This is a genomic window from Flavobacterium omnivorum (assembly GCF_900099915.1).
In the GTDB taxonomy this organism is placed as follows: domain Bacteria; phylum Bacteroidota; class Bacteroidia; order Flavobacteriales; family Flavobacteriaceae; genus Flavobacterium; species Flavobacterium omnivorum.
Genome location: NZ_FNDB01000021.1, coordinates 1 through 21863, shown reverse-complemented (window position 1 = coordinate 21863; position 21863 = coordinate 1). Strand labels below are relative to the sequence as shown.

Here is a 21863-nt window from a genome sequence, read left to right as displayed (position 1 = left end):
AAGTTGTTTCTTTTGTATAAAATCCATAATTATCCCTTATTTTTGCACAAAACAATTCCTCTTGAAAACCAAATTATTCTTAATTACGCCTCCTTTTACCCAACTGAATACGCCGTATCCGGCAACTGCTTATATCAAAGGGTTTCTGAATACCAAAAATATTGAGTCTGTTCAGGCGGATTTAGGTATCGAAGTTATTTTGAAATTGTTTTCGAAAGAAGGACTTGCAAATTTGTTTAAAGTCGCAAGTTTAAAGTTTACCGTTGGAGAAATCTCCGATAATTCTAAACGTATTTACGCTTTGCAAGATGAATACCTTAAAACTATAAATCCTGTAATTGCATTTTTACAAGGAAAAAATCCAACATTAGCACTCCAAATTTGTCAAGAAGATTTTTTGCCAGAAGCGTCCCGATTTGCACAACTAGAAGAATTGGATTGGGCTTTTGGAACTATGGGAACACAGGACAAAGCGAAACATTTGTCGACTTTGTATCTCGAAGATATTTCGGATTTTATTGTGGAATGTGTCGATGCTAATTTTGGTTTCAGCCGTTATGCGGAACGTTTAGGCCGAAGTGCAAATTCTTTTGACGAATTATATGAGGCCTTACAGCAGGAGCCCACCTATATCGATGCTATTCTTCTTTCAGTTTTAAAAGAAAAGATTGAAACCATACATCCTACATTTTTCCTGATTTCAATTCCGTTTCCCGGGAATTTATACTCGGCTTTTCGCTGCGCACAATGGGTAAAAAAGCACTATTCGGATATTAAAATTTCAGCGGGTGGCGGTTTTCCAAATACGGAACTGCGTTCACTTTCGGATGCCAGGGTATTTGAATTTTTTGATTTTATCACCTTGGATGATGGCGAAACACCTATTGAAGAACTAATAAACGCTGTCACTTCGAACGTAGTCGAGAAGCAATATAAACGAACATTCCTTTTAGAAAACGGAAAAGTCGTTTACAAAAATAATTCCCTAAAACCAGATTATAAACAAGCACAAGTGGGAACGCCGGATTATTCGGATTTGCTATTGGATAAATACATTTCGGTTATCGAAATTGTGAATCCCATGCATCGCATGTGGAGCGACGGACGCTGGAACAAACTTACCATGGCACATGGTTGCTATTGGGGAAAATGTACGTTTTGTGATATTTCATTGGATTACATCAAAATTTACGAACCCGTTGCTGCGAATCTCTTGTGTGATCGAATGGAGGAAATGATAGCGCAAACGGGTGAGAACGGATTTCATTTTGTTGATGAAGCCGCTCCTCCAGCTCTAATGCGTGCCTTGGCTCTGGAAATCCTTCGTAGGAAATTAGCAGTGACTTGGTGGACCAACATTCGATTTGAAAAAAGTTTTACCAAAGATTTATGTTTGCTACTAAAAGCTTCCGGTTGTATTGCTGTATCTGGAGGTCTCGAAGTTGCTTCGGATCGATTATTAAAATTAATAGATAAAGGGGTTACGGTTGAACAAGTAGCAAAAGTGACTCGGAATTTCACGGAAGCTGGCGTTATGGTTCATGCGTATTTAATGTATGGTTATCCTACACAAACCATTCAGGAAACCGTGGATAGCTTAGAAATGGTGCGTCAATTATTTGAAGCAGATGTATTGCAATCCGGATTTTGGCATCAATTTGCCATGACCGCACACAGTCCAGTGGGTTTGTATCCAGAGAAATTTGGTGTGGTAAAAGAAACTGAAATCATTGGAACTTTCGCCAATAACGATATTAATTACACGGATGCTACAGGAATTGACCATGATAAATTCAGTTTTGGACTCAAGAAATCCTTGTTCAACTTCATGCACGGAATTTGTTTTGATTATGAATTGCAGGATTGGTTCGAGTTTAAAATTCCAAAAACTAAAATCTCGCCTGATTTCATTTTTGATGCTTTAGAAGAAGATCCTGATTTTAATGTAAAACCAACTGCCAAAATTGTTTGGTTAGGAGGGAAGCCCTTTATAGAACATTTTACTAAATCTAAAAAAGGGAATTCTTGGGAATTGATGACGTTGACTTTTCATGATAAAAAAGAAAGTTTTAGTATTCAAACTAATAAAAAGGAAGGGGAATGGTTGACTGAAATTCTTCTAAAAATCTCCGTTTCCAATGCTAAAATTTATACTTTTCAAGAAATTAAATCCGATTTTGAAACTCAATTGGAAGACTTCGAATTATTTTGGTATTCCAAGCCCATCAAAACCTTAAGAGAATTTGGGTTACTAATTTTGTAAATTTATTTTAGAAAAACTATACTAAATTAGCATAAAACATCTGTTTTAAATGTACGCAAACGTTTTCTTTACTTATTTTTACATCCAATAAAAAATGTACTTATGAGTATTGGTTATAAAGTAAATGTAAATGACACTTTTCATTTTGATATTGAAAAGAAGGATATTTCACAATTAGACGCAGTGCGTATGGAAACAAATAAATTCCATATATTACATGAAAACACCCCTTATAAAGCGGAAATCCTAACGTCGGATTTCAATCAAAAAAGCTATACCGTTAAGGTAAACAACAACACTTACACCGTAACGATAGCAAATCACCTCGACTTGCTCATCAAGGAAATGGGATTTGAAGTGGGTCTTGCCAAACAGGTAAACTTCATTAAAGCGCCTATGCCTGGACTAATTTTGGAAATTAGTGTTGTGGTGGGTCAAGAAGTGAAAGAAAACGATAATCTAATCATTCTTGGAGCCATGAAAATGGAAAACAGTTTCCTTTCGCCACGTGATGGGGTTATCAAATCTATTTCAATTGCTATGGGAGATGCAGTAGAGAAAGGGCAACTTTTAATTGAATTCGAATAATAAATTAAGGCTAATTTGCTTATTCAAAATCGAGTTACCCAACATAAGGGAGTGTAGTAGAATTAAAAAATAGCGAGTCTGTGGTTAAAATAATCAAAATGAAAAAAATATTAGTTGCCAATAGAGGGGAAATTGCCATCAGGGTAATGAAAACCGCACAAAAAATGGGCATTAAAACAGTTGCCGTTTATTCAACTGTAGATCGAAATGCACCTCACGTAAAATTTGCTGATGAAGCAGTTTGGATTGGTGAAGCACCTTCAAGTCAATCCTATTTGTTAGGAAACAAAATCATTGAGGTAGCTAAAGCCTTAAATGTAGATGCAATTCATCCTGGTTATGGATTTTTGAGTGAAAATGCAGATTTTGCTGAAGAGTGTGAAAAAAATGACATTATATTCATTGGTCCAAAATCCAAAGCTATTAGGGTTATGGGGAGTAAATTAGCAGCTAAAGAGGCTGTTAAAGACTATAATATCCCTATGGTTCCTGGTGTAGACGAAGCAATTACAGACATCGAAAAAGCAAAATTAGCTGCTAAAGCAATTGGTTTTCCTATTCTTATAAAGGCTTCAGCCGGTGGCGGTGGAAAAGGAATGCGTGTGGTCGAAAGTGAAAGTGATTTTGAATCTCAAATGAACCGTGCAATTAGCGAAGCAATTGCAGCCTTTGGGGATGGTTCTGTTTTTATCGAAAAATATGTAGCCTCACCACGGCATATCGAAATTCAAGTTATGGCCGACAGTCACGGAAATATATTGTATTTATTCGAAAGGGAATGCAGCATCCAGCGTCGTCACCAAAAAGTAATTGAAGAAGCACCTTCATCCGTTCTCTCGCCTGAATTGCGCAAGCAAATGGGAGAAGTGGCTATTTTAGTGGCTAAATCATGTGATTATTTAGGTGCGGGAACAGTAGAATTTTTATTGGACGAAAACAATAATTTTTATTTCCTTGAAATGAATACCCGCTTGCAAGTAGAACATCCTGTTACGGAATGGATCACAGGGACTGATTTAGTGGAATTGCAAATCAGAGTAGCGAGAGGCGAAGTTTTATCGATGAAGCAAGAAGATTTAAAAATTAAAGGTCATGCTGTCGAATTGAGAGTCTATGCAGAGGATCCTACGAATGACTTTCTACCAAGTGTTGGTCACTTGGAGGTGTATGAATTACCTGTGGGTGAAAATATACGCGTCGATAATGGTTTTGAACAAGGCATGGATATCCCTATTTATTACGATCCCATGTTAGCCAAGTTAATTACTTACGGAGCAACTCGTGAAGAAGCGATTCAGTTGATGATTAAAGCGATTGATGGGTATCATGTGCAAGGAGTACAAACTACTTTGCCTTTTGGGAAGTTTGTTTTTGAACATGATGCCTTTCGTTCGGGTAATTTCGATACTCATTTTGTAAAAAAATATTACAATGCGGAAATATTGAAAAACCAAATGGCTAAAGAAGCCGAAATTGCAGCTCTTGTGGCTATGAAACAGTATTTTGAAGATCAGAAAATCATACGATTACCAATTCAGTAAATTATGGAATCTAAAATAAAAGTATTAAACAATAAAATTGCCGAAGCGCATTTAGGTGGTGGTAAAAAGCGAATCGAGAAACAACATTCCAATAAAAAATTAACAGCTAGAGAGCGTGTTGAGTACTTAATGGATGAAGGATCTTTTGAAGAAATTGGAATGTTGGTCACACACCGTACGTCTGATTTTGGAATGGAAAAAGAATTGTATTATGGCGATGGTGTTATTACAGGATACGGAGCTATAAATGGAAGATTGGTTTATATATTTGCCCAAGATTTCACGGTTTTTGGCGGTTCATTGTCAGAAACTCATGCCGAAAAAATTTGTAAAGTCATGGATATGGCGGTCAAAATGGGAGCGCCAATGATAGGATTAAACGATTCTGGCGGAGCACGTATTCAGGAAGGGGTGCGTTCTCTGGGTGGTTATGCCGATATTTTTTATAGAAACGTTCAAGCTTCAGGAGTGATTCCTCAGATTTCAGCTATAATGGGCCCCTGCGCTGGTGGGGCGGTCTATTCTCCTGCCATGACTGATTTTACTATGATGGTAGAAGATACTAGTTATATGTTTGTCACAGGACCCAATGTTGTTAAAACCGTAACCAATGAAACTGTGACCTCAGAGGAATTAGGAGGGGCAAGTACGCATTCAACTAAGTCAGGTGTGGCGCACTGCACTTCTGCAAATGATGTAGAATGTTTAGAGGATCTCAAGCGATTGCTGAGCTATTTGCCACAGAGCAATAAAGAAACTGCCCGCGATTTGCCTTATGAATTAGGGAATGAGATTCGGGAGCAATTATCAAATATAATTCCTGATAATCCTAATAAACCGTATGACATGCACAGTGTGATTGGTGGGATTATTGATGAAGATTCGTTTTTTGAAGTTCATAAAAATTATGCTGAAAATATTCTGGTGGGTTTTGCTCGATTGGGAGGAAAAAGCATTGGTATTATTGCTAATCAACCTATGGTTTTAGCAGGCTGTTTGGATGTGAACAGTTCCAAAAAAGCGGCACGATTTACCCGTTTTTGTGATTGTTTTAATATTCCTTTATTGGTTTTGGTGGATGTGCCGGGATTTTTACCTGGAACGGATCAGGAGTGGAATGGTATTATAGTTCATGGGGCTAAATTATTGTATGCCTTGAGTGAAGCGTCCGTGCCAAGAGTGACGGTTATTACTCGAAAAGCTTATGGAGGAGCTTATGATGTGATGAATTCAAAACATATTGGTGCCGATATGAATTTTGCTTGGCCAACTGCTGAAATTGCCGTAATGGGAGCTAAAGGTGCCTCTGAAATTATTTTCAAAAAAGAAATCAGCGATGCAGACGATCATGAAGCAAAATTATTAGAAAAAGAAGCAGAATATGCCACTTTGTTTGCTAATCCTTACACTGCTGCACAACGTGGTTTTGTAGATGAGGTGATTTTACCACAAGACACTCGCCGCAAATTGATAAAAGCATTTAGCATGCTTGAAAATAAAAAAAGTGTCACTCCGAATAGAAAACACGGAAACATCCCTTTGTAATTTTTTGGGTAAAAATAAAGCAACCAGCTCTAATCCAGCTGGTTTTTTTATGGATACACTTTAAATGTAAATGAAGCAAAAAAAGTAAAATTGACTTCAGAACTGCAAGTATTGAAGTGATAGTAGTACCAAGGGAATTTTTAGATTGAACCTGTAGCTAAGAGAACATGGAGTACTTGTTGATGTTGTCAAAATTATTTTTATTTCGAATTACGAATTGTATTGGCAACCCAATTTCCTGAAAATTTTTAGGAATACACCACAATCTAACCATTATAGGCTAAAATTAATTATTATTATTATTATTTTATTTTAAATTACTCCTGACAACTAATTTGATAACGCACAGTACTGAATTTACCAATGGCTTATTTTAACACTAGGTGCAGTAGTGGTGGAACAAAAGTTAGCATTGTAATCCGATCGTCTTGCCCTTTAAAGGATAAAAACAAAGTGGAATGTAACAAGAAGTAAAACTGTAAAATTAGTTGGAAAAACCTATTGCGTACTTTAAAATTGGCAACAGGTAAGTTAAAGGTTTTGTTGGAAAGTTTACCATTGTAAAACAGAAGTTATAATAATGAACTTCATGAGTTTAAATAGATGCAGTTTTTTTTATCATAAAAAAAACATAACTTGCGCCAGCAAGAAAAAGTGATATATCTTACAAATAATTGAGTAAGATGTTTTTGTTTTCTCTTTTTTATTTGCTTACAATATGAAGAAATTAATTAACCTGAATACTTATTTTAAACTATTGTTGCTGATTGCCTCAGCGACTGTATTCTTTTTTATACTTTATACTTCCTTATACCTTTATACCGTTCAAGAAGAACAGCACTTTTATAAAACTACTCACAGTCGATATGACAATGAAGTAAAATCCTTATTTATACTGAACTCTAGAACACCAACTGCCACAGTTATGGATGTTACATTTTGGGATGAGTTAGTTCGATTTACCAAAACAAAGGATAATAAATGGTATAATAAATACGTATCTAATGAATTTCAATCCTACGAAGCAGATTACATTGGAATTTATGATTTAGACCGCAAATTATTAAATAAGACAAGATCATCTAAGATTAAAAGTTTTGACTTTATTCCTAAGGAGATGATGACTGCACTTTATAAATCTAAATTTAAAAGGTTCTATATTAAGCTTCCAGAGGGTGTTGTTGAAGTTTTTGGTGCAACTATACATCCTTCTAATGATCCAAAAAAGAATAAAACAAAACCTTCCGGTTATTTTTTTATGGCTCGACTTTTAGATGCGTCTTTTTTCGCGTCTCTAGAAGATATTAGTAGTTCTAAAGTTAGTTTAGCATTTTCAAATCAAAAAATTAAGGCGGAAGATGATTTTGTAACTGTTGGGCTAAATTTAAAGGATTGGAAAAATAATGTAGTAAGCACGTTGCTTTTTAAAAGACCTTTTAATTTAAATTATAGTAAAACGAAAGAAATTCTTTTAATAGTGGTCATAGCTTCGATCATTAATATTTTGATTTTCATTTATTATACTAAAAAATGGGTTTACGATCCTTTAAAATTAATTAAAAATATCTTAGAAACAGGGAGTAGTAATTCAATATCGAGTTTAAAAAAATCCAAAGGCGAGTTTGGTTATATTGGGAATCTTTTTGAAGAAAATAGCAATCAACGAAAACAATTAGAAATCGCTAAACAAAAGGCAGAAGAAAGCGATACTTTAAAATCTGCTTTTTTGGCTAATTTGTCGCATGAGATTAGGACTCCCATGAATGCCATAATTGGCTTTAGTGATTTACTAATGGATGCTAATTTGAAAGAAAAGGAAAAAATAGACTATTTAAAAATCATAAAAAATAGCGGAAATAGCTTGGTTTCCATTATTGAAGATTTGATTGAAATGTCTAAGATTGATGCCAAGCAAATTACGCCAAATTATAAGGGGTTGGATTTAGAAAAATGTGTTGCGGAACTATATCACGCCATTAAGATTACTATTCCCAAAGATAAAGAGATCGAGTTTTATATTGTAAAAAATCCTGAGATTCTGCAAGGCACTATTATTACTGACGAAACGAAACTGAAACAGATTATCGTAAATTTAATTACAAATGCCGTTAAATTTACAGAGAAAGGTTTTGTTTCCTTTGGATATAAAATAAATAAACAAAAAGAACTTTTAGAGTTTACGATCGAAGATTCGGGCCTTGGAATTAGTGAAAATTATTTAAAAATCATCTTTGATCGCTTCAGAAGAATTGAAGATAATTCCACAAATGACACAACAGGACTCGGCCTTGGTTTGTCTATTACTAAAGCCTATGTCGAAATGTTAGGTGGCGAAATAAATGTGAAATCGACAATAGGGTTTGGATCTATTTTTACGTTTACAATACCCTTGCAGTTTGATCAAACAATAAATACAAATATTCAAAAGAAGTCAATTTCGTTTTCGGGTAATCATGAGAACGAAATAATTTTAATTGCTGAGGACGATAATATTAATTTCTTGTTGTTAAAGAAAATTATTGAATCAAAAAATCATACGGTTTTGCGAGCTCATAATGGCCAAGAAGCTGTAGATATTTGTGTTGAAAATCCTAATATTAGTTTGGTCTTTATGGACATCAAAATGCCTATTTTAAATGGTTTCGAAGCATTCGAACAAATAAGAGCCATTAAACCAGAGCTTCCTGTAATAGCGCAGACTGCTTATTCTTCTTTTGAAGATAGAGAAAAAATCTTGCAGTTTGGTTTTGTCGATTACATTACAAAACCATTGGATAAAGAAAAAATATTTGAATTGTTAGATTCGATTTTTATGGAAATTAATTCATAAATTCCATACCATTACGCTAAAGAACGCTATAAAGTCAATTTTTTTAATTGACAATAAACGTAAGAATCTAAAATCTTATGTTTACAGTTTATTCTATAGTAGAGATTTCTAATTACCAAACTGATTTCTTTTCAAGCAGATATTATAAAAAGCATTTGATTAGCTTTAGCATGATTTTGAAAATATTTTCAGCTGCTTCCTAACTACCTTTACAACGAATTTTAAATACAACGAACATGATCTTTAAATCCATAAATCCATTTTCACAAGAAGTGATTGCTGAGCATGAAGTTTTAACAAATGCGCAACTCAATCACAAGCTTAAATTGTCTGAAAACGCTTTTAAAGATTGGAAAACTACTTCTTTTCAACAAAGAGCAGATAAAATGCAAAGACTTGCGGGTATTTTAAGAGAAAATAAAGAAAAATTAGGATTGCTTATTACGAATGAGATGGGCAAAATTATAGCTGAAAGTATAGCTGAAGTAGAAAAATCAGCAAGTAATTGTGATTTTTACGCGGAGCATGCAAAGGAAATGTTACAAGACGAATACTACAGCACGCCATTCAAGAGCATGTCTGTTTATGATCCCATGGGAGCTGTTTTTGCAATAATGCCATGGAATTATCCTTTTTGGCAAGTACTGCGTTATGCCGCACCAGCAATTATGGCAGGAAACGTTACCCTTTTAAAACATTCATCCAACGTAATTGGCTGTGCTAAAGCGATTGAAAGTGCTTTTTTAGAAGCCGGTTTTCCTGAAGGAGTTTTTCAACAAATAAGCATTGAAATACCGCAGGTCGAAAGTGTTATAGCCTCTAATATTGTCCATGGTATTACTTTGACCGGTAGCGAGGGTGCAGGTTCTTCAGTAGCTTCACTTGCGGGGAAACACATCAAAAAAACAGTTATGGAGTTGGGAGGTTCAGATGCTTTTATCGTATTAAATGATGCTGATCTAGAGAAAGCTGCCCACGTTGCGGCACAATCCCGAATGTTAAACGCGGGTCAGGCTTGCATCTGCGCAAAACGTTTTATAGTTACAGAAAAAGTAGCTGATGCATTTGTGTCACTTTTTACGCAAAATATAAAAGCATTAAAACAGGGTAATCCAGTACAAGAAGGAATTCAGATGGGACCTTTGGCTCGCTTAGATTTAGCAGAAACTTTAGGTGATCAATTGGAAAAATCACTAAAGCAAGGAGCGAAATTAATAGTAGGAGGAGAGTGGGAAAGCTGCAATTTTCAGCCTACTTTAATTGATTTTGTAGCCGTTAATTCAATTGCATTTCAGGAAGAAACTTTTGGTCCACTGGCAACGGTTAGTAGAGCCAAAGATGAAAATGATGCGATCGCCATTGCCAATACTCATAGATATGGATTAGCTGCTGCAATCTGGACTGAAGACCGTGAGCATGCCTATAAACTAGCAAGAAAAATAGAAGCAGGAAATGTTTTTGTGAATTCCTTAGTCCGTTCGGATTCGAGAGTTCCTTTTGGGGGAATAAAAAAATCTGGTTATGGCAGGGAGTTAGGAGCAGTTGGAATCAAAGAATTTATGAACATGAAATCACTAGTTATCGAATAATATTTTTTTATTTCAAAGGGAAAGCTACAGTTTAATCAAAAAACGAGAATAGAAATTGTATTTACAATTCTATTCTCGTTTTATTTTTTCGCTCCTATCAAAAGCGCTTTGAGTTTTTCCTTGCAATGTAAATGTCCCCTTTCTTAATAGGTATACATAACTGCTTTTAAATCTTTAGACTTGGTGGAAAGAATCACAATAAAGGGATATCCTTGATCAGCCGCATTTTGTTTTAATCTTCTTGCAGCTCCATCCTTAAAGGATTGATTAGTTTCTCCTTTAGTTTTTCCTAAAAAGCTTGTTATCGTACCGGATTCCAGTAAGCCTTCGGTTTGTGAGGCGTTTAACACGATGACTTTCGTATAATCGGCCTTTCCAGATGGCATTATTTTTTCGGATATGGTTTTAGCTTCATTTTTCGATTTTTCGTGTAATTGGGAAATTGCGAATTGGCTAACTTTCTTTTCTTCGTTGCTTTCTACATTGGTATAGTAAACTAAATCATTTTCAATTTTAATGAAGTTTACCTCCATTGTTTCTCCGTTATGTTTTGTGATCTCATGAGTTTGTGCCATCACAGGGACCGTAAGTGAAAGTGCGAGTATTGTGAATATATTTCTCATTATAGTATAGATTTTTATCTAGGTGTTTTTTAAAGCTTTTTGTACGTGTATTTTCTTTTTTTATGGACGCTGGAATTGTTTATCCTTGCTTTGGTGGTGGAGTAGTGTTTTGCAAGGCATATTCCTTCATGCTAAACAAATCATTAGAATGAATACTGATTTTTTCGAAAATAGAAAATTCTAAAGAGTGGTGACTTTCAATAGTCGTTAGGAAAAGTGTTTTTGTTTGGGTTTCTAAATTATTTTCCTCTAAGTTCTTTTCCGATTGTTCGTAAAAATCAAATTTTTTATCACCAGCTAGCACAGCAAGTCCATCACTTATCCATACAAAAGAGAAAGTGACCAATGCTAAAAACAAACAAGTTTTGACGAGTACTTGATTCATCTCCTAAAAATAATAAAAAAGGAAACTAAACACAATTAAAATTTTCATAAATTAATGAAGATCTATTTGTTTCGATGCTTTAGATCGATGGTTTGGACGCTGTCAAAATAGGGTGTAACTTTATTTTAGCAAGAATATATCAAATAATTTGTTATTTTATATTTTTTGATAAATATTTTTATTTTTAATTAAAATGTATTTTTTAAGGGGGTGTGTTTGAAATAAAATGTTTAAAAATGACATTTTAGGTTTTAAAAACTAAAAATATAGTTAAATATCCAAATAAAATAGGGTTCAAGAATAAAACATCATTATTGAATTTTTAAAATAGGTGCTAAAAAATAGGGAATAAACATTTAATTTTATTCATTTTTCGTTATTGATAATTTTTCTTAAATCTCGATAAAAAAGTAGAAAATAGTAATTCAAGTGGGATAAAAGTTAATAAATTCGCTTTAATAAAAAGAGAATTTTAGGGTATAAAAGGCATTAAAAATAATTATTTATTGATCTAATACTGTCTGAAAACTCCAAAGATTAAAACCAGAAGCGATTAATTATCCAACTTATTACGAATCAAAACAACCAAACATGAAAAACCAACTAGCTACTTTAGTATTTTTACTAACAACTACCTTAACATTTGCACAAGAAACAACTCCTGCTCCTGCCACTACTTTTGCAGGATCAGCGGACGCTTATTACAAGTATGATTTTTCCGGAGTAGATAACAGTTTAACGAGTTTTACGAATTCTCATAACTCCTTTGAATTAGGAATGGCTTCTATAGAGGCTTCCCATAAAATGGGTAAAGCATCTGTTTTTGTAGATTTAGGTTTTGGAAATAGAGCGGCTCAATTTACTTATAATGACGGGCCGGAAACATTTATGATTAAACAATTGAATTTTACTTATGAATTTTCAGATAAGTTTAAAGTAACCGCTGGAAGCTTTGGTACTCACATTGGATATGAATTATTGGATGCCGTCGATAACAAGAATTACAGTATGTCTTATGCATTTACCTATGGTCCTTTCTTTAATACGGGTGTAAAAGCACAATATACATCAGGAAAGTTTAGTCTTATGGCTGGTGTTTCGAACCCAACTGATTTCAAAACAGCAATAGAGGCGGGTTCCTCTCAGAAAACATTTATCGGGCAGGTAGCATTTTTGGGAGATAGCGGGAGTGCTTACTTTAATGTAACTTCAGGGAGTAGTAATCCATCTTCAGACGAAAATAAAACCCAATTTGACTTTGTGGGAACAAAAAAAGTAAGTAACATTTTTTCACTAGGATTCAATGGTACGTACGCAATGACAAATAATGATGCTAATAGTACGTTAGATGGCGAATGGTTTTCTTTAGTAGGATATGCAAATGTAACTTTTAAAGAATCTTTAAGTTTAGCCTACAGATTGGAATATTTAGATGCTAAGGAGGCTACTGCAGGACTAGGTTTGCTTGCTGGGACCAGCGTTGTGGGCAATACCTTGTCCTTAAATTATAAAGTGGGGAATCTCACTATCATACCAGAGTTTCGTGTAGATATGGCCTCAGAGGATATCTTTTCAAATAGTGATGCTGCACCAAAAGGAGTAACTGCTTATGCTTTACTCGCAACCACCTATTCATTCTAATTCCAATACTATTTTTTTTTTTGCTGCCAGAATGCTTTTAAGTATTTTGGCAGTTTTTTTATAAGGTAAAGGGAATAAAATCTAAATAATGAAAAGTGAATTTTTTGCAACGATTCGTTCTTTTTTGATCCTAGAAGAGGAAAAGTGTTGGAATTATTGTATTGAAAAGGTCGTTGGTTAAAATAGCTATTGCTCTGTATTAAATGATTAAACTAAACGCTTTGTAACGTTCTAGCCGTGGTTTAAATAAATGTTTTTATCACAAACTATCAATTTTGAAATCATGAACTCATCTTTGAATATGGAATTAAATTTCACTAATTTTTTATCGATCTATCCTTGCGTACATGTAGTTAATTGTACTACATAGGTGAACATTTAATTGCAATAATTTAGTTGTTTTGGCTTTTAATTTCCTATACATCAATGTAAAAATAGGGGCTTGACTAAACATTATTTAGTAGGAGCACTCTAGATTTCTGTGATATTGTATGATAGCTAGTGTGGCTAAAAATAGGCTGTTGAGTGATCTAGAAGCCGTTTTTTAATTTTAGATGGGTACTAATTATTGCTTTTTATAAATAGAATAAATAGTGTTTATCGTTTTTTCATCTAAAAGATCATTTACTTCAGTTTGAATAAAATGTAGCTTGAATGCGATAATTGCAGCGGACAAATTCTTAGTATCATATCCTATGATTCGTAACCCTTGTTCTATATTGAAAGTAGTGGGAGCTGTCTCTAAAAAAGCATCAGGCCAAATTCCAAACCCTTTTTCAGCTAATATTTTCCATGGAAATAGAGCACTTGGATCTTTTTTCCGCGTTGGTGCAATATCAGCGTGACCAATAATATTTTGAGCCGGAATATTGTAGTCTTTTTTCAACTTAGTTAAAAGAGCTAGTAAACTATTGATTTGCAGTTCAGAAAAAACTTCAGATCCATTATTGTCTAGTTCAATACCTATTGATGTAGAATTAATATCTGTATTTTTTCCCCAAGAACCATTTCCAGCGTGCCAAGCTCTTAAATAGTCATTTAACATTTGAACCACTTTACCATCATCTGAAATTACATAATGAGCGCTTACTTGCGGTGCTATTTTTGTAAACGTGTTTAAGGTTTGTTGCAGAGAATCTTGTGCCGTATGATGAATAATGATTAAGTTGGGTTTTCGCAGGTTAAAATTTACCGTTCCTATCCATTCTGTATTGATTCCGTTTTCTAATGGGGTAGAACCCATTTTGAAAATCGTGTCCTTATAAGTCTGTAATTGCTGTGTGTATAAAGTATCAATATTTAGTATTACATGAGGAATGACCGGCAACGGATGCGGATCTTTATTTGAAATAGTTTCTTTTAATGATTTAAGTTTCTCGTCATATACTTTCTCACTTTTTTTGTAAGGATTGGGAGAGCAGGAAGTAATAATGCCGGCAAAAATTAGATAATAAAAAATTTTTCTCATGTAGGTTTATTTAACAATGGGCTATAAGCAGTTACTTAGATTTTTTTTTGGATTTTTTTGGATTTTTTGCCGCTTCATTAAGGGCGACAAATTTTTCTTTCTGGTCCTTATTCAGTAACTCCATTATTTTTCTATCTGTAACCTCCGAAAGTACTTTCAAGTTTTCCACTTTAAGTTCGTGGCTAGTCTCTGCCTTCATAAGCACGCCCTGCGTTCTAATGCTCTCGTTCAAAATATTAGAAAGAGCAACTACTTGAAGTTCATCTAGAAGGAGTTCAGGTTTTATTCGCTCGATTATTTTTGCAACCGTAACTTCGACAGGAATCTCTTTCGGTTTTTCCTGTGTTCTATTTTGATCCATCGAACTATTCATGCGGCGATTACCACCATTATTATTTCCATAACCATTATTGAATCCGCCATTTCCAAATTGTGCGGAAACAGTATTTGAAAATAGCGCAATAAATAGTACCGTTAGAATAGATTGAAGTGGTTTCATAACTAATGTTTTAAATCAAATATTATAAATTTAAGCGGGTTCTCCGTATAAATCAAATTCTGTTGCTTCTGTAATTTTTATTAGAACAAATTCGCCAGTTTTCACATAATGCTTTGACGCATCTATTAAAACTTCGTTATCTACATCAGGACTGTCAAATTCTGTGCGTCCTACAAAATGACCTCCTTCTTTTCTATCGATAATACACTTGAAAACCTGACCTACTTTTTCTTGGTTTAAATCCCAAGAAATTTGTGATTGTAATTCCATTATTTCATTGGCACGATCTTGCTTCACCTGGTCTGGAACATCATCTTCAAGTAAATAAGCATGTGTATTCTCTTCATGAGAATAGGCAAAACAACCCATTCTGTCAAACTTCATTTCTTGAACAAAATCTTTCAGTATATTAAAATCCTCTTGCGTTTCTCCTGGATATCCTACAATTAAAGTCGTGCGAATAGCCATTCCTGGGACAGCAGCGCGGAATTCTTTTAGTAATTTAGTTGTTTTTGCTTGAGTAGTTCCACGACGCATAGATTTCAAAATTGAATCTGAAATGTGTTGCAATGGAATATCTAAATAATTACAAATTTTAGGCTCTTGCTTCATGATTTCCAATACTTCCATAGGGAAGCCAGTAGGGAAAGCGTAATGCAAACGAATCCATTCGATTCCTTCTACCTTAACTAGCGCTTTTAATAATTCTCCAAGGGCTCTTTTTTTGTAAATATCCAAACCGTAATAGGTCAAATCCTGAGCTATCAAAATTAATTCTTTTACGCCATTTTTAGCTAGACCTTCAGATTCTTTTACTAGTTTTTCAATAGTTTGGGAAACATTTTTTCCTCGCATTAATGGGATTGCACAAAAGCTACAGGGTCTATCGCAACCTTCTGAAATTTTTAAATAAGCGTAGTTTTTAGGGGTGGTCGTTAAACGTTCTCCTAACAATTCATGCTTGTAATCAGCTCCTAAAGCTTTTAACAAAGCAGGCAATTCCGTAGTTCCAAAAAATTGATCCACATTAGGGATTTCTTTTTCTAAATCGGGACGGTAACGTTCCGACAAACAGCCAGTAACAAATACTTTGTCAACAAGTCCTCTTTCTTTTTTATCAGCATACTCTAAAATCATGTTCACTGATTCTGCCTTAGCATTATCAATAAACCCACAAGTATTTATTACAATAATATTTCCTTCTTCGGCTTCCGGAGCTTCGTGCGTAACGTCTTTTCCGCTTGCGCGAAGCTGACCCATAAGTACTTCACTGTCATATACATTCTTTGAGCACCCGAGAGTGATCACGTTTATTTTATTCTTTTTTAAAGACTTCGTTCTCATATCATTAGAATCCCTATAATTTGGGAATTTTGCAAAATTACAATTTTTATTTAAACTGAACTTGTTTCAGTTTCTATTAATTCATTTCGAACCATAAAACTTTGTTTTTTTTTATGGAGCTATTCCTGCTGTACGTTGCAATCTCCCGCTAAAAAGCGGGAGGATTTTCACTGCCATCAGGGCTAAAAAAAATCCGTTTCATAATCACGAAACGGATTTCTTATACTAATTTTAGTACTTTATAATTCGAATAGCAAGGTTAGTGAAATAGCGTTGTTTACAGCATCTATGTTTGCGCCATCAGTTAGTCCTTGACTAAAAAATCCTTGTTGTGTGTTTCTTTTGGCATAGGAGTAGGCTAAATCAACTTTTGTTGAGCCAAAACTGTAACCTAAACCACCTGAATAACCAGTTAAATCACCTATAGTTACAGCATTTTTATACGGACTTTGTTCGTAGCGGTATCCTGCTCTTAAACTTAAAGCCTCAATCTTATATTCAGCCCCTATTCTTAATTCGCCAGTAGAAGTTAAAGTGGAATTCACCTCACTGTTTAAATTGTTAAAATAAGAATCGTTTTCAGGTTTGAATTTAGTATTGCTGTAATCCTTCATAGCATAATCAACGCTTATTAAACCGGTTTTCCCAAATACATAAGCAAAACTTCCAGTTAACTTACTTGGTGTTTGCAGTTTATAAAGTTCGTACCTATTTACGTACTGAGGATTTACATCATTAGTGATATCATCAGCATTTGAAGCGCTCCTTACAACAACTAGTCTTTGAGATAATTCATCATTTAAGTTGTACCATGTAGATGATTCATAAGCAAGACCTACACGAACTTCATTCGTTAATTTTGCAATGGCTCCTACTTGGAACGAGAATCCTGTGCCATACGTGTATAAATCGTTTTCAAAACTCAATCTGCTTACGGTATAATCTGCTGTTAGTGGTGCATTATTATCTTCATAAAAAGTGGATGATTTGCGATAGTCAGTAAAATGAGAATTCAAATTAAGTCCTATATATAACTTATCATTATACGATGTTGCTGCATTAAAAGATAGTTTTCCATTATAACCAGTACTATAGATAGAATTTTCTTGATAATAATTGCCTCCAGCTGGAACATTCGAAGTGTAAGGAGAGTTATTGTTATTGGTGTCAACAGCATCAATTACGAAGCCTTGATATCCTAAAAATGCTTGCTGAGCAGAGAATCCGTTTAAGTTTTGATATTGATTATTAGGAAGATTAGTTCCTAAAAATGAATATAAATCTGAGATTGTTTCGCCAGGTACTCTGTTTACAAATTCTTGCGGGACAGGGGCTCCATCATTTGAATTGTTGGCATAACTCAAAAAGTAATTGCCTATTGAATTGTTTGGATTCGTTCCTGCGGAAAATAATCCATTATCAAAATTATTAGTATTTTCATAATTGATGCCGAGTGAAACTTTTTTCCACTTGCTATTCCCTCTGTTGTTAAATACAAAGACAGCTCCAGCTTGATTTAAATCGAAAGAATTGTTTTTTTCGGACGTTGAGGTTCCAAAGTAGTTCGAATTGTTTTTAATGTCGTAATTACTTAGTGTAATGGCCATTTGATTATTCGAAAAAATGGCGGAACCTGCTGGGTTTACATTTATGGAAGATAAATCTCCTCCTAATGCTCCAAACGCACCGCTCATAGCCCTAAACCGAGCTGTACCGCTTAAATTATCTTGTGAATAGCGAAGTGCATCAGAGATTTCTTGTGATTGCGCAACGCTTACTGAGAAGCCTAATGCTACTAAAAATATATATTTTTTCATATAATGGAATCGTTATAATTTAATACTGCAAAAAGAACGGAAATTTATCTTGATTATCCTCTACCGCCTCTACCGCCACCTCCGGATGATCTTCCACCACCTCCAGAATTTCCGCTACTACCAGATCCTCTGGAACTGCTTGATCCACTATTGCTAGGGCTGTATGATCTTGAATTATTATCGTTTGTTGAACTTGGAGTATAGGATCTTTCCGGTCTGTTGCTTTGGTTGCGAGTAGCGTTACCACTTCCTCTTCTACTTGGATTGTAATTCGAGTTGTTTTGTGATTGTCCTTGATTTCTTGAAAAGGTTGGACTGTTCCTATTGAATCCGTTTGTAGTATTTCTTCGGAAATCGGTATTTGTATTTCCTCTACCATTAAAATCGTTTCTACGGTTAATGGTATTGCCTTGGTTTCTAGAGTAGTTTTCTGAATTCCGGGTGTTGTAATTTCTATCCGTATTCGTATTGGTGGTGTAGGAAGAACCTCTTCGGCCTCTATTGTATGAATAGCCGCCATTATTATTGGAATTAGGATATCCCCAGTTGTTACCTTGCCAATTGTTCCATCCCCAATTGTTTCCGTACCAATTATTCCATCCAAAACCGGCATTCATACCCCAACCAAAACCGCCATTCCATCCCCAGCCGAAACCGCCATTCCATCCCCAGTTGTTTCCATACCAGTTATTCATGCCCCAACCGAAACCACCGTTCCATCCCCAATTGTTCATGCCCCAATTGTTGTCGTAGATGTTTATGCTTACGCCCTGAGGATTACTGCCCCATCCAGGATAGCTTACGTTGTCTTGTAGAGAGTCGTTTTCAATGTTGTAATCATTATAGTTGTCTACATCTGTAAAAATTTCTACAGGTTGATTGTTGTTCTGCAAAGACCCGAAATAGTCTTTATATTGATTGTTGGGAGCATTTTCTGCCTCTACTGCAACAGCTCTTCTTGGGGTATTACCATATATTCCATCAGAATCATAGTAAGAGCTGTTTTGATAAGAGCCACAAGATGTAAACAAAATGCTCAAAATTCCAACGAAGTAATAAATTGTTGGATTTCGGAAGGAAAGAGTACTAGTTTTCATATATATGGAGTTTTTATTGTTGGACACTACAAAAATAGTTAGTTTTGCGGAACTATTTACGTAAAATTATTAATGCAAAATTTGTGCCAAACTATTCAGTATGAGTAAGAACTTAACTACGAGAGCAGACGATTATTCAAAATGGTATAATGAGTTGGTTGTTAAAGCCGATTTAGCCGAAAATTCAGGAGTTAGAGGCTGTATGGTTATCAAACCTTACGGTTACGCGATATGGGAAAAAATGCAAGCGGAGTTGGATCGAATGTTTAAAGAAACGGGACATCAAAATGCCTATTTTCCATTATTTGTGCCAAAAAGCATGTTTGAAGCCGAAGAAAAAAATGCGGAAGGATTTGCCAAAGAATGTGCGATCGTGACCCATTATAGGTTGAAAAACGATCCAGACAGACCCGGCAAATTAATGGTGGATCCTAATGCAAAATTGGAAGAAGAATTGATTGTTCGTCCCACCAGTGAGGCAATTATTTGGTCTACATACAAAGGTTGGGTTCAATCCTACAGAGATTTACCGTTGTTGATTAATCAGTGGGCCAATGTAGTGCGTTGGGAAATGAGAACCAGATTGTTTTTGAGAACAGCAGAGTTTTTATGGCAAGAGGGGCATACGGCGCATGCAACAAAAGCAGAAGCAGTTGAAGAATCGGAAAAAATGATGAATGTATATGCTGATTTTGCCGAGAATTTCATGGCAATTCCAGTTATAAAAGGAATAAAGACAGAAACAGAGCGCTTTGCGGGAGCAGAGGAAACGTATTGTATTGAAGCTTTGATGCAAGACGGAAAAGCGCTTCAGGCAGGAACTTCGCATTTCCTAGGTCAGAATTTTGCTAAAGCCTTTGATGTTAAATTTGCAAATGCTGAAGGAAAGCAAGAGCACGTTTGGGGGACTTCTTGGGGTGTATCTACTCGTTTAATGGGTGCATTGGTAATGACGCATTCAGATGATCAAGGATTGGTATTGCCTCCTAGTTTAGCACCTATTCAGGTAGTGATTGTTCCTATTTATAAAACAGATGAGCAATTGGATGCTATAAGAGCTGAGGTAAATGTTTTGACTGTAGCTCTAAGAAAATTAAATATCTCTGTGAAATTTGATGATAGAACTACTCAGAAGCCTGGTTTTAAATTTGCGGAATGGGAGTTGAAAGGGGTACCAGTGCGAATTGCTGTAGGTCCAAAAGATCTAGAAAATGGAACTTTTGAGGTTGCAAGAAGAGATACTTTGTCTAAAGAAGTAATTTCTAAAGATGGAATTGAAACTTATGTCAGTGATTTATTGAAACAAATTCAAAAAGAATTGTTCGAAAAAGCATTAGATTATAGAAATACACATATTACTGAGGTAGACAGTTTTGAGGAGTTTAAAGAAGTTTTAGATACTAAAGGAGGTTTTGTATCAGCACATTGGGACGGAACTGCAGCCACTGAAGAAAAGATTAAAGACTTGACTAAAGCGACCATCAGATGTATTCCATTAGACAGGGTAGAAGCGACGGGAAGCTGTGTTTTTACTGGAGAAAGTTCAGTTGGAAGGGTGTTGTTTGCGAAGGCATATTAAAAAAAAATATTTTTTTTTGCATCAGCTATTGTGCGTCTCAAAAATAGTTGTATTTTTGCATCCGCATTAGAGAAGCAGGGCCCGTTCGTCTATCGGTTAGGACGCATGGTTTTCATCCATGTAAGAGCGGTTCGATTCCGCTACGGGCTACTATTTTTATTGCAGATTAAAGTTTTCCTGAACTTAGAGGGAAGTATGGCCCGTTCGTCTATCGGTTAGGACGCATGGTTTTCATCCATGTAAGAGCGGTTCGATTCCGCTACGGGCTACAAAATTCAATTCATATTGATAAAACTTAGGGGATAATGGTCCGTTCGTCTAGGGGTTAGGACGCCAAGATTTCGTCTTGGTAACAGGGGTTCGATTCCCTTACGGACTACAATAAAATAGTAAAAGATAAAAAAGCAATAAAATGGCAAATCATAAATCAGCTCTAAAGAGAATCAGAACTAACGAAAAGAGAAGAGTATTAAACAGATACCAACACAAGACTACTCGTAATGCAATCAAGGCATTAAGAATAGCTACTGATAAAACAGATGCTACATCTAAATTGTCAAGCGTGATCTCTATGATTGATAAGTTAGCTAAAAAGAATATTATTCATGATAACAAAGCTTCTAATTTAAAATCTAAATTAACGAAACTTGTTTCTAAATTGTAATTAATACAATTTTTTACATACAAAAAAAGCTCTCATTTTATGAGGGCTTTTTTTTGTATGTAATGTCCCGTCCTGAAATAGCGATACACAAAAAGTATCCTAATGGAAAAACATGAAGAAACGCGCTATGTGAAGCGGACTCAAAAAGATTATTCAATGTCTTTTAAATTACAAATTGTTCAAGAAATTGAACGAGGACAACTTACAGTTACAGAATCCACAAAGACTTATGGCATTCAAAATAGATCAACTGTTGTTAAATGGCTTAGAAAATTCGGTAACTTTGATTGGGAAAACCAAACACCATTTACTATGTCAAAGTCGCCAGAACAAAAGATAATGGAACTTGAAGCCAAAGTAAAACTTCTAGAGAAACAGAAGTCTTTTTTG

17 protein-coding genes and 3 tRNA genes are annotated in these 21863 nt (G+C 35.0%); 13 read left to right on the top strand and 7 right to left on the bottom strand.

The window, feature by feature from the left end; all coding sequences use genetic code 11:
- The first annotated feature begins 61 nt into the window (after positions 1-61).
- From BLS90_RS14835 to BLS90_RS14810, 6 genes are all read left to right on the top strand, one after another.
- Complete coding sequence (locus BLS90_RS14835; protein ID WP_091259022.1) at positions 62-2263, top strand: B12-binding domain-containing radical SAM protein; 2202 nt, start codon at positions 62-64, stop codon at positions 2261-2263.
- Between the two features lie 102 nt (positions 2264-2365).
- Positions 2366-2851, top strand: a complete 486-nt coding sequence (locus BLS90_RS14830) for an acetyl-CoA carboxylase biotin carboxyl carrier protein subunit (protein ID WP_091259019.1) — start codon at positions 2366-2368, stop codon at positions 2849-2851.
- Positions 2852-2949: 98 nt separating this feature from the next.
- The gene (accC, locus tag BLS90_RS14825) at positions 2950-4392 is read left to right on the top strand and encodes an acetyl-CoA carboxylase biotin carboxylase subunit (protein ID WP_091259018.1); all 1443 of its coding nucleotides are present in this window, start codon (positions 2950-2952) and stop codon (positions 4390-4392) included.
- Between the two features lie 3 nt (positions 4393-4395).
- Entirely contained in the window at positions 4396-5937 is a 1542-nt protein-coding gene (locus tag BLS90_RS14820; RefSeq protein ID WP_091259016.1) for an acyl-CoA carboxylase subunit beta, read from the top strand.
- 718 nt (positions 5938-6655) lie between these two features.
- Positions 6656-8767: a response regulator gene (locus BLS90_RS14815; RefSeq protein WP_091259014.1), complete on the top strand. Its 2112-nt coding sequence runs from the start codon at positions 6656-6658 to the stop codon at positions 8765-8767.
- Positions 8768-9003: 236 nt separating this feature from the next.
- Positions 9004-10356: an NAD-dependent succinate-semialdehyde dehydrogenase gene (locus BLS90_RS14810; RefSeq protein ID WP_091259012.1), complete on the top strand. Its 1353-nt coding sequence runs from the start codon at positions 9004-9006 to the stop codon at positions 10354-10356.
- A 143-nt stretch (positions 10357-10499) separates the two neighbouring features.
- Here BLS90_RS14810 and BLS90_RS14805 read toward each other — a convergent pair whose 3' ends face one another.
- Together BLS90_RS14805 and BLS90_RS14800 are read right to left on the bottom strand one after the other, a co-directional pair.
- Positions 10500-10979 carry a hypothetical protein gene (locus BLS90_RS14805; protein ID WP_139171445.1) on the bottom strand — a complete coding sequence of 160 codons (480 nt, stop codon included), beginning with the start codon at positions 10977-10979 and terminating at the stop codon, positions 10500-10502.
- A gap of 79 nt (positions 10980-11058) precedes the next feature.
- Complete coding sequence (locus BLS90_RS14800) at positions 11059-11364, bottom strand: hypothetical protein (protein WP_091259008.1); 306 nt, start codon at positions 11362-11364, stop codon at positions 11059-11061.
- Positions 11365-11955: 591 nt separating this feature from the next.
- Between BLS90_RS14800 and BLS90_RS14795 the strand changes: the two genes are divergently transcribed.
- Complete coding sequence (locus BLS90_RS14795; protein WP_091259006.1) at positions 11956-13005, top strand: outer membrane beta-barrel protein; 1050 nt, start codon at positions 11956-11958, stop codon at positions 13003-13005.
- Positions 13006-13570: 565 nt separating this feature from the next.
- Here the strand turns inward: BLS90_RS14795 and BLS90_RS14790 are convergent.
- The 5 genes from BLS90_RS14790 to BLS90_RS14770 all read right to left on the bottom strand — a co-directional run bounded on the left by BLS90_RS14790 (position 13571) and on the right by BLS90_RS14770 (position 19230).
- Positions 13571-14473 carry an N-acetylmuramoyl-L-alanine amidase gene (locus BLS90_RS14790; protein WP_091259004.1) on the bottom strand — a complete coding sequence of 301 codons (903 nt, stop codon included), beginning with the start codon at positions 14471-14473 and terminating at the stop codon, positions 13571-13573.
- 31 nt (positions 14474-14504) lie between these two features.
- The gene (locus BLS90_RS14785) at positions 14505-14972 is read right to left on the bottom strand and encodes a hypothetical protein (protein ID WP_091259002.1); all 468 of its coding nucleotides are present in this window, start codon (positions 14970-14972) and stop codon (positions 14505-14507) included.
- Positions 14973-15002: 30 nt separating this feature from the next.
- A complete protein-coding gene (gene rimO, locus BLS90_RS14780) occupies positions 15003-16316 on the bottom strand; it encodes a 30S ribosomal protein S12 methylthiotransferase RimO (RefSeq protein WP_091259000.1) in 1314 nt (437 codons plus the stop codon).
- A 239-nt stretch (positions 16317-16555) separates the two neighbouring features.
- A complete protein-coding gene (locus BLS90_RS14775; protein ID WP_091258998.1) occupies positions 16556-18133 on the bottom strand; it encodes an OmpP1/FadL family transporter in 1578 nt (525 codons plus the stop codon).
- A 53-nt stretch (positions 18134-18186) separates the two neighbouring features.
- Complete coding sequence (locus BLS90_RS14770; RefSeq protein WP_091258997.1) at positions 18187-19230, bottom strand: hypothetical protein; 1044 nt, start codon at positions 19228-19230, stop codon at positions 18187-18189.
- A 100-nt stretch (positions 19231-19330) separates the two neighbouring features.
- Between BLS90_RS14770 and proS the strand changes: the two genes are divergently transcribed.
- The 6 genes from proS to BLS90_RS14740 form a co-directional block, all read left to right on the top strand.
- The gene (gene proS / locus BLS90_RS14765; RefSeq protein WP_091258995.1) at positions 19331-20809 is read left to right on the top strand and encodes a proline--tRNA ligase; all 1479 of its coding nucleotides are present in this window, start codon (positions 19331-19333) and stop codon (positions 20807-20809) included.
- A 78-nt stretch (positions 20810-20887) separates the two neighbouring features.
- Positions 20888-20959 (top strand) — tRNA-Glu (locus tag BLS90_RS14760).
- A gap of 47 nt (positions 20960-21006) precedes the next feature.
- A tRNA-Glu gene (locus tag BLS90_RS14755) sits at positions 21007-21078 on the top strand.
- Between the two features lie 38 nt (positions 21079-21116).
- Positions 21117-21188, top strand: a tRNA-Glu gene (locus tag BLS90_RS14750).
- A gap of 33 nt (positions 21189-21221) precedes the next feature.
- Positions 21222-21473, top strand: a complete 252-nt coding sequence (rpsT, locus tag BLS90_RS14745; RefSeq protein ID WP_091258993.1) for a 30S ribosomal protein S20 — start codon at positions 21222-21224, stop codon at positions 21471-21473.
- 102 nt (positions 21474-21575) lie between these two features.
- Positions 21576-21863 (top strand): transposase (locus BLS90_RS14740; protein ID WP_139171443.1); only part of this gene is annotated, 288 nt, incomplete at its 3' end.

Bases quoted from the DNA above. Each gene is read 5' to 3' on its own strand.
- BLS90_RS14830 (WP_091259019.1), top strand. From the start codon at position 2,366: ATGAGTATTGGTTATAAAGTAAATGTAAATGACACTTTTCATTTTGAT.
- accC (WP_091259018.1), top strand. From the start codon at position 2,950: ATGAAAAAAATATTAGTTGCCAATAGAGGGGAAATTGCCATCAGGGTA.
- BLS90_RS14820 (WP_091259016.1), top strand. From the start codon at position 4,396: ATGGAATCTAAAATAAAAGTATTAAACAATAAAATTGCCGAAGCGCAT.
- BLS90_RS14815 (WP_091259014.1), top strand. From the start codon at position 6,656: ATGAAGAAATTAATTAACCTGAATACTTATTTTAAACTATTGTTGCTG.
- BLS90_RS14810 (WP_091259012.1), top strand. From the start codon at position 9,004: ATGATCTTTAAATCCATAAATCCATTTTCACAAGAAGTGATTGCTGAG.
- BLS90_RS14805 (WP_139171445.1), bottom strand. From the start codon at position 10,979: ATGAGAAATATATTCACAATACTCGCACTTTCACTTACGGTCCCTGTG.
- BLS90_RS14800 (WP_091259008.1), bottom strand. From the start codon at position 11,364: ATGAATCAAGTACTCGTCAAAACTTGTTTGTTTTTAGCATTGGTCACT.
- BLS90_RS14795 (WP_091259006.1), top strand. From the start codon at position 11,956: ATGAAAAACCAACTAGCTACTTTAGTATTTTTACTAACAACTACCTTA.
- BLS90_RS14790 (WP_091259004.1), bottom strand. From the start codon at position 14,473: ATGAGAAAAATTTTTTATTATCTAATTTTTGCCGGCATTATTACTTCC.
- BLS90_RS14785 (WP_091259002.1), bottom strand. From the start codon at position 14,972: ATGAAACCACTTCAATCTATTCTAACGGTACTATTTATTGCGCTATTT.
- rimO (WP_091259000.1), bottom strand. From the start codon at position 16,316: ATGAGAACGAAGTCTTTAAAAAAGAATAAAATAAACGTGATCACTCTC.
- BLS90_RS14775 (WP_091258998.1), bottom strand. From the start codon at position 18,133: ATGAAAAAATATATATTTTTAGTAGCATTAGGCTTCTCAGTAAGCGTT.
- BLS90_RS14770 (WP_091258997.1), bottom strand. From the start codon at position 19,230: ATGAAAACTAGTACTCTTTCCTTCCGAAATCCAACAATTTATTACTTC.
- proS (WP_091258995.1), top strand. From the start codon at position 19,331: ATGAGTAAGAACTTAACTACGAGAGCAGACGATTATTCAAAATGGTAT.
- rpsT (WP_091258993.1), top strand. From the start codon at position 21,222: ATGGCAAATCATAAATCAGCTCTAAAGAGAATCAGAACTAACGAAAAG.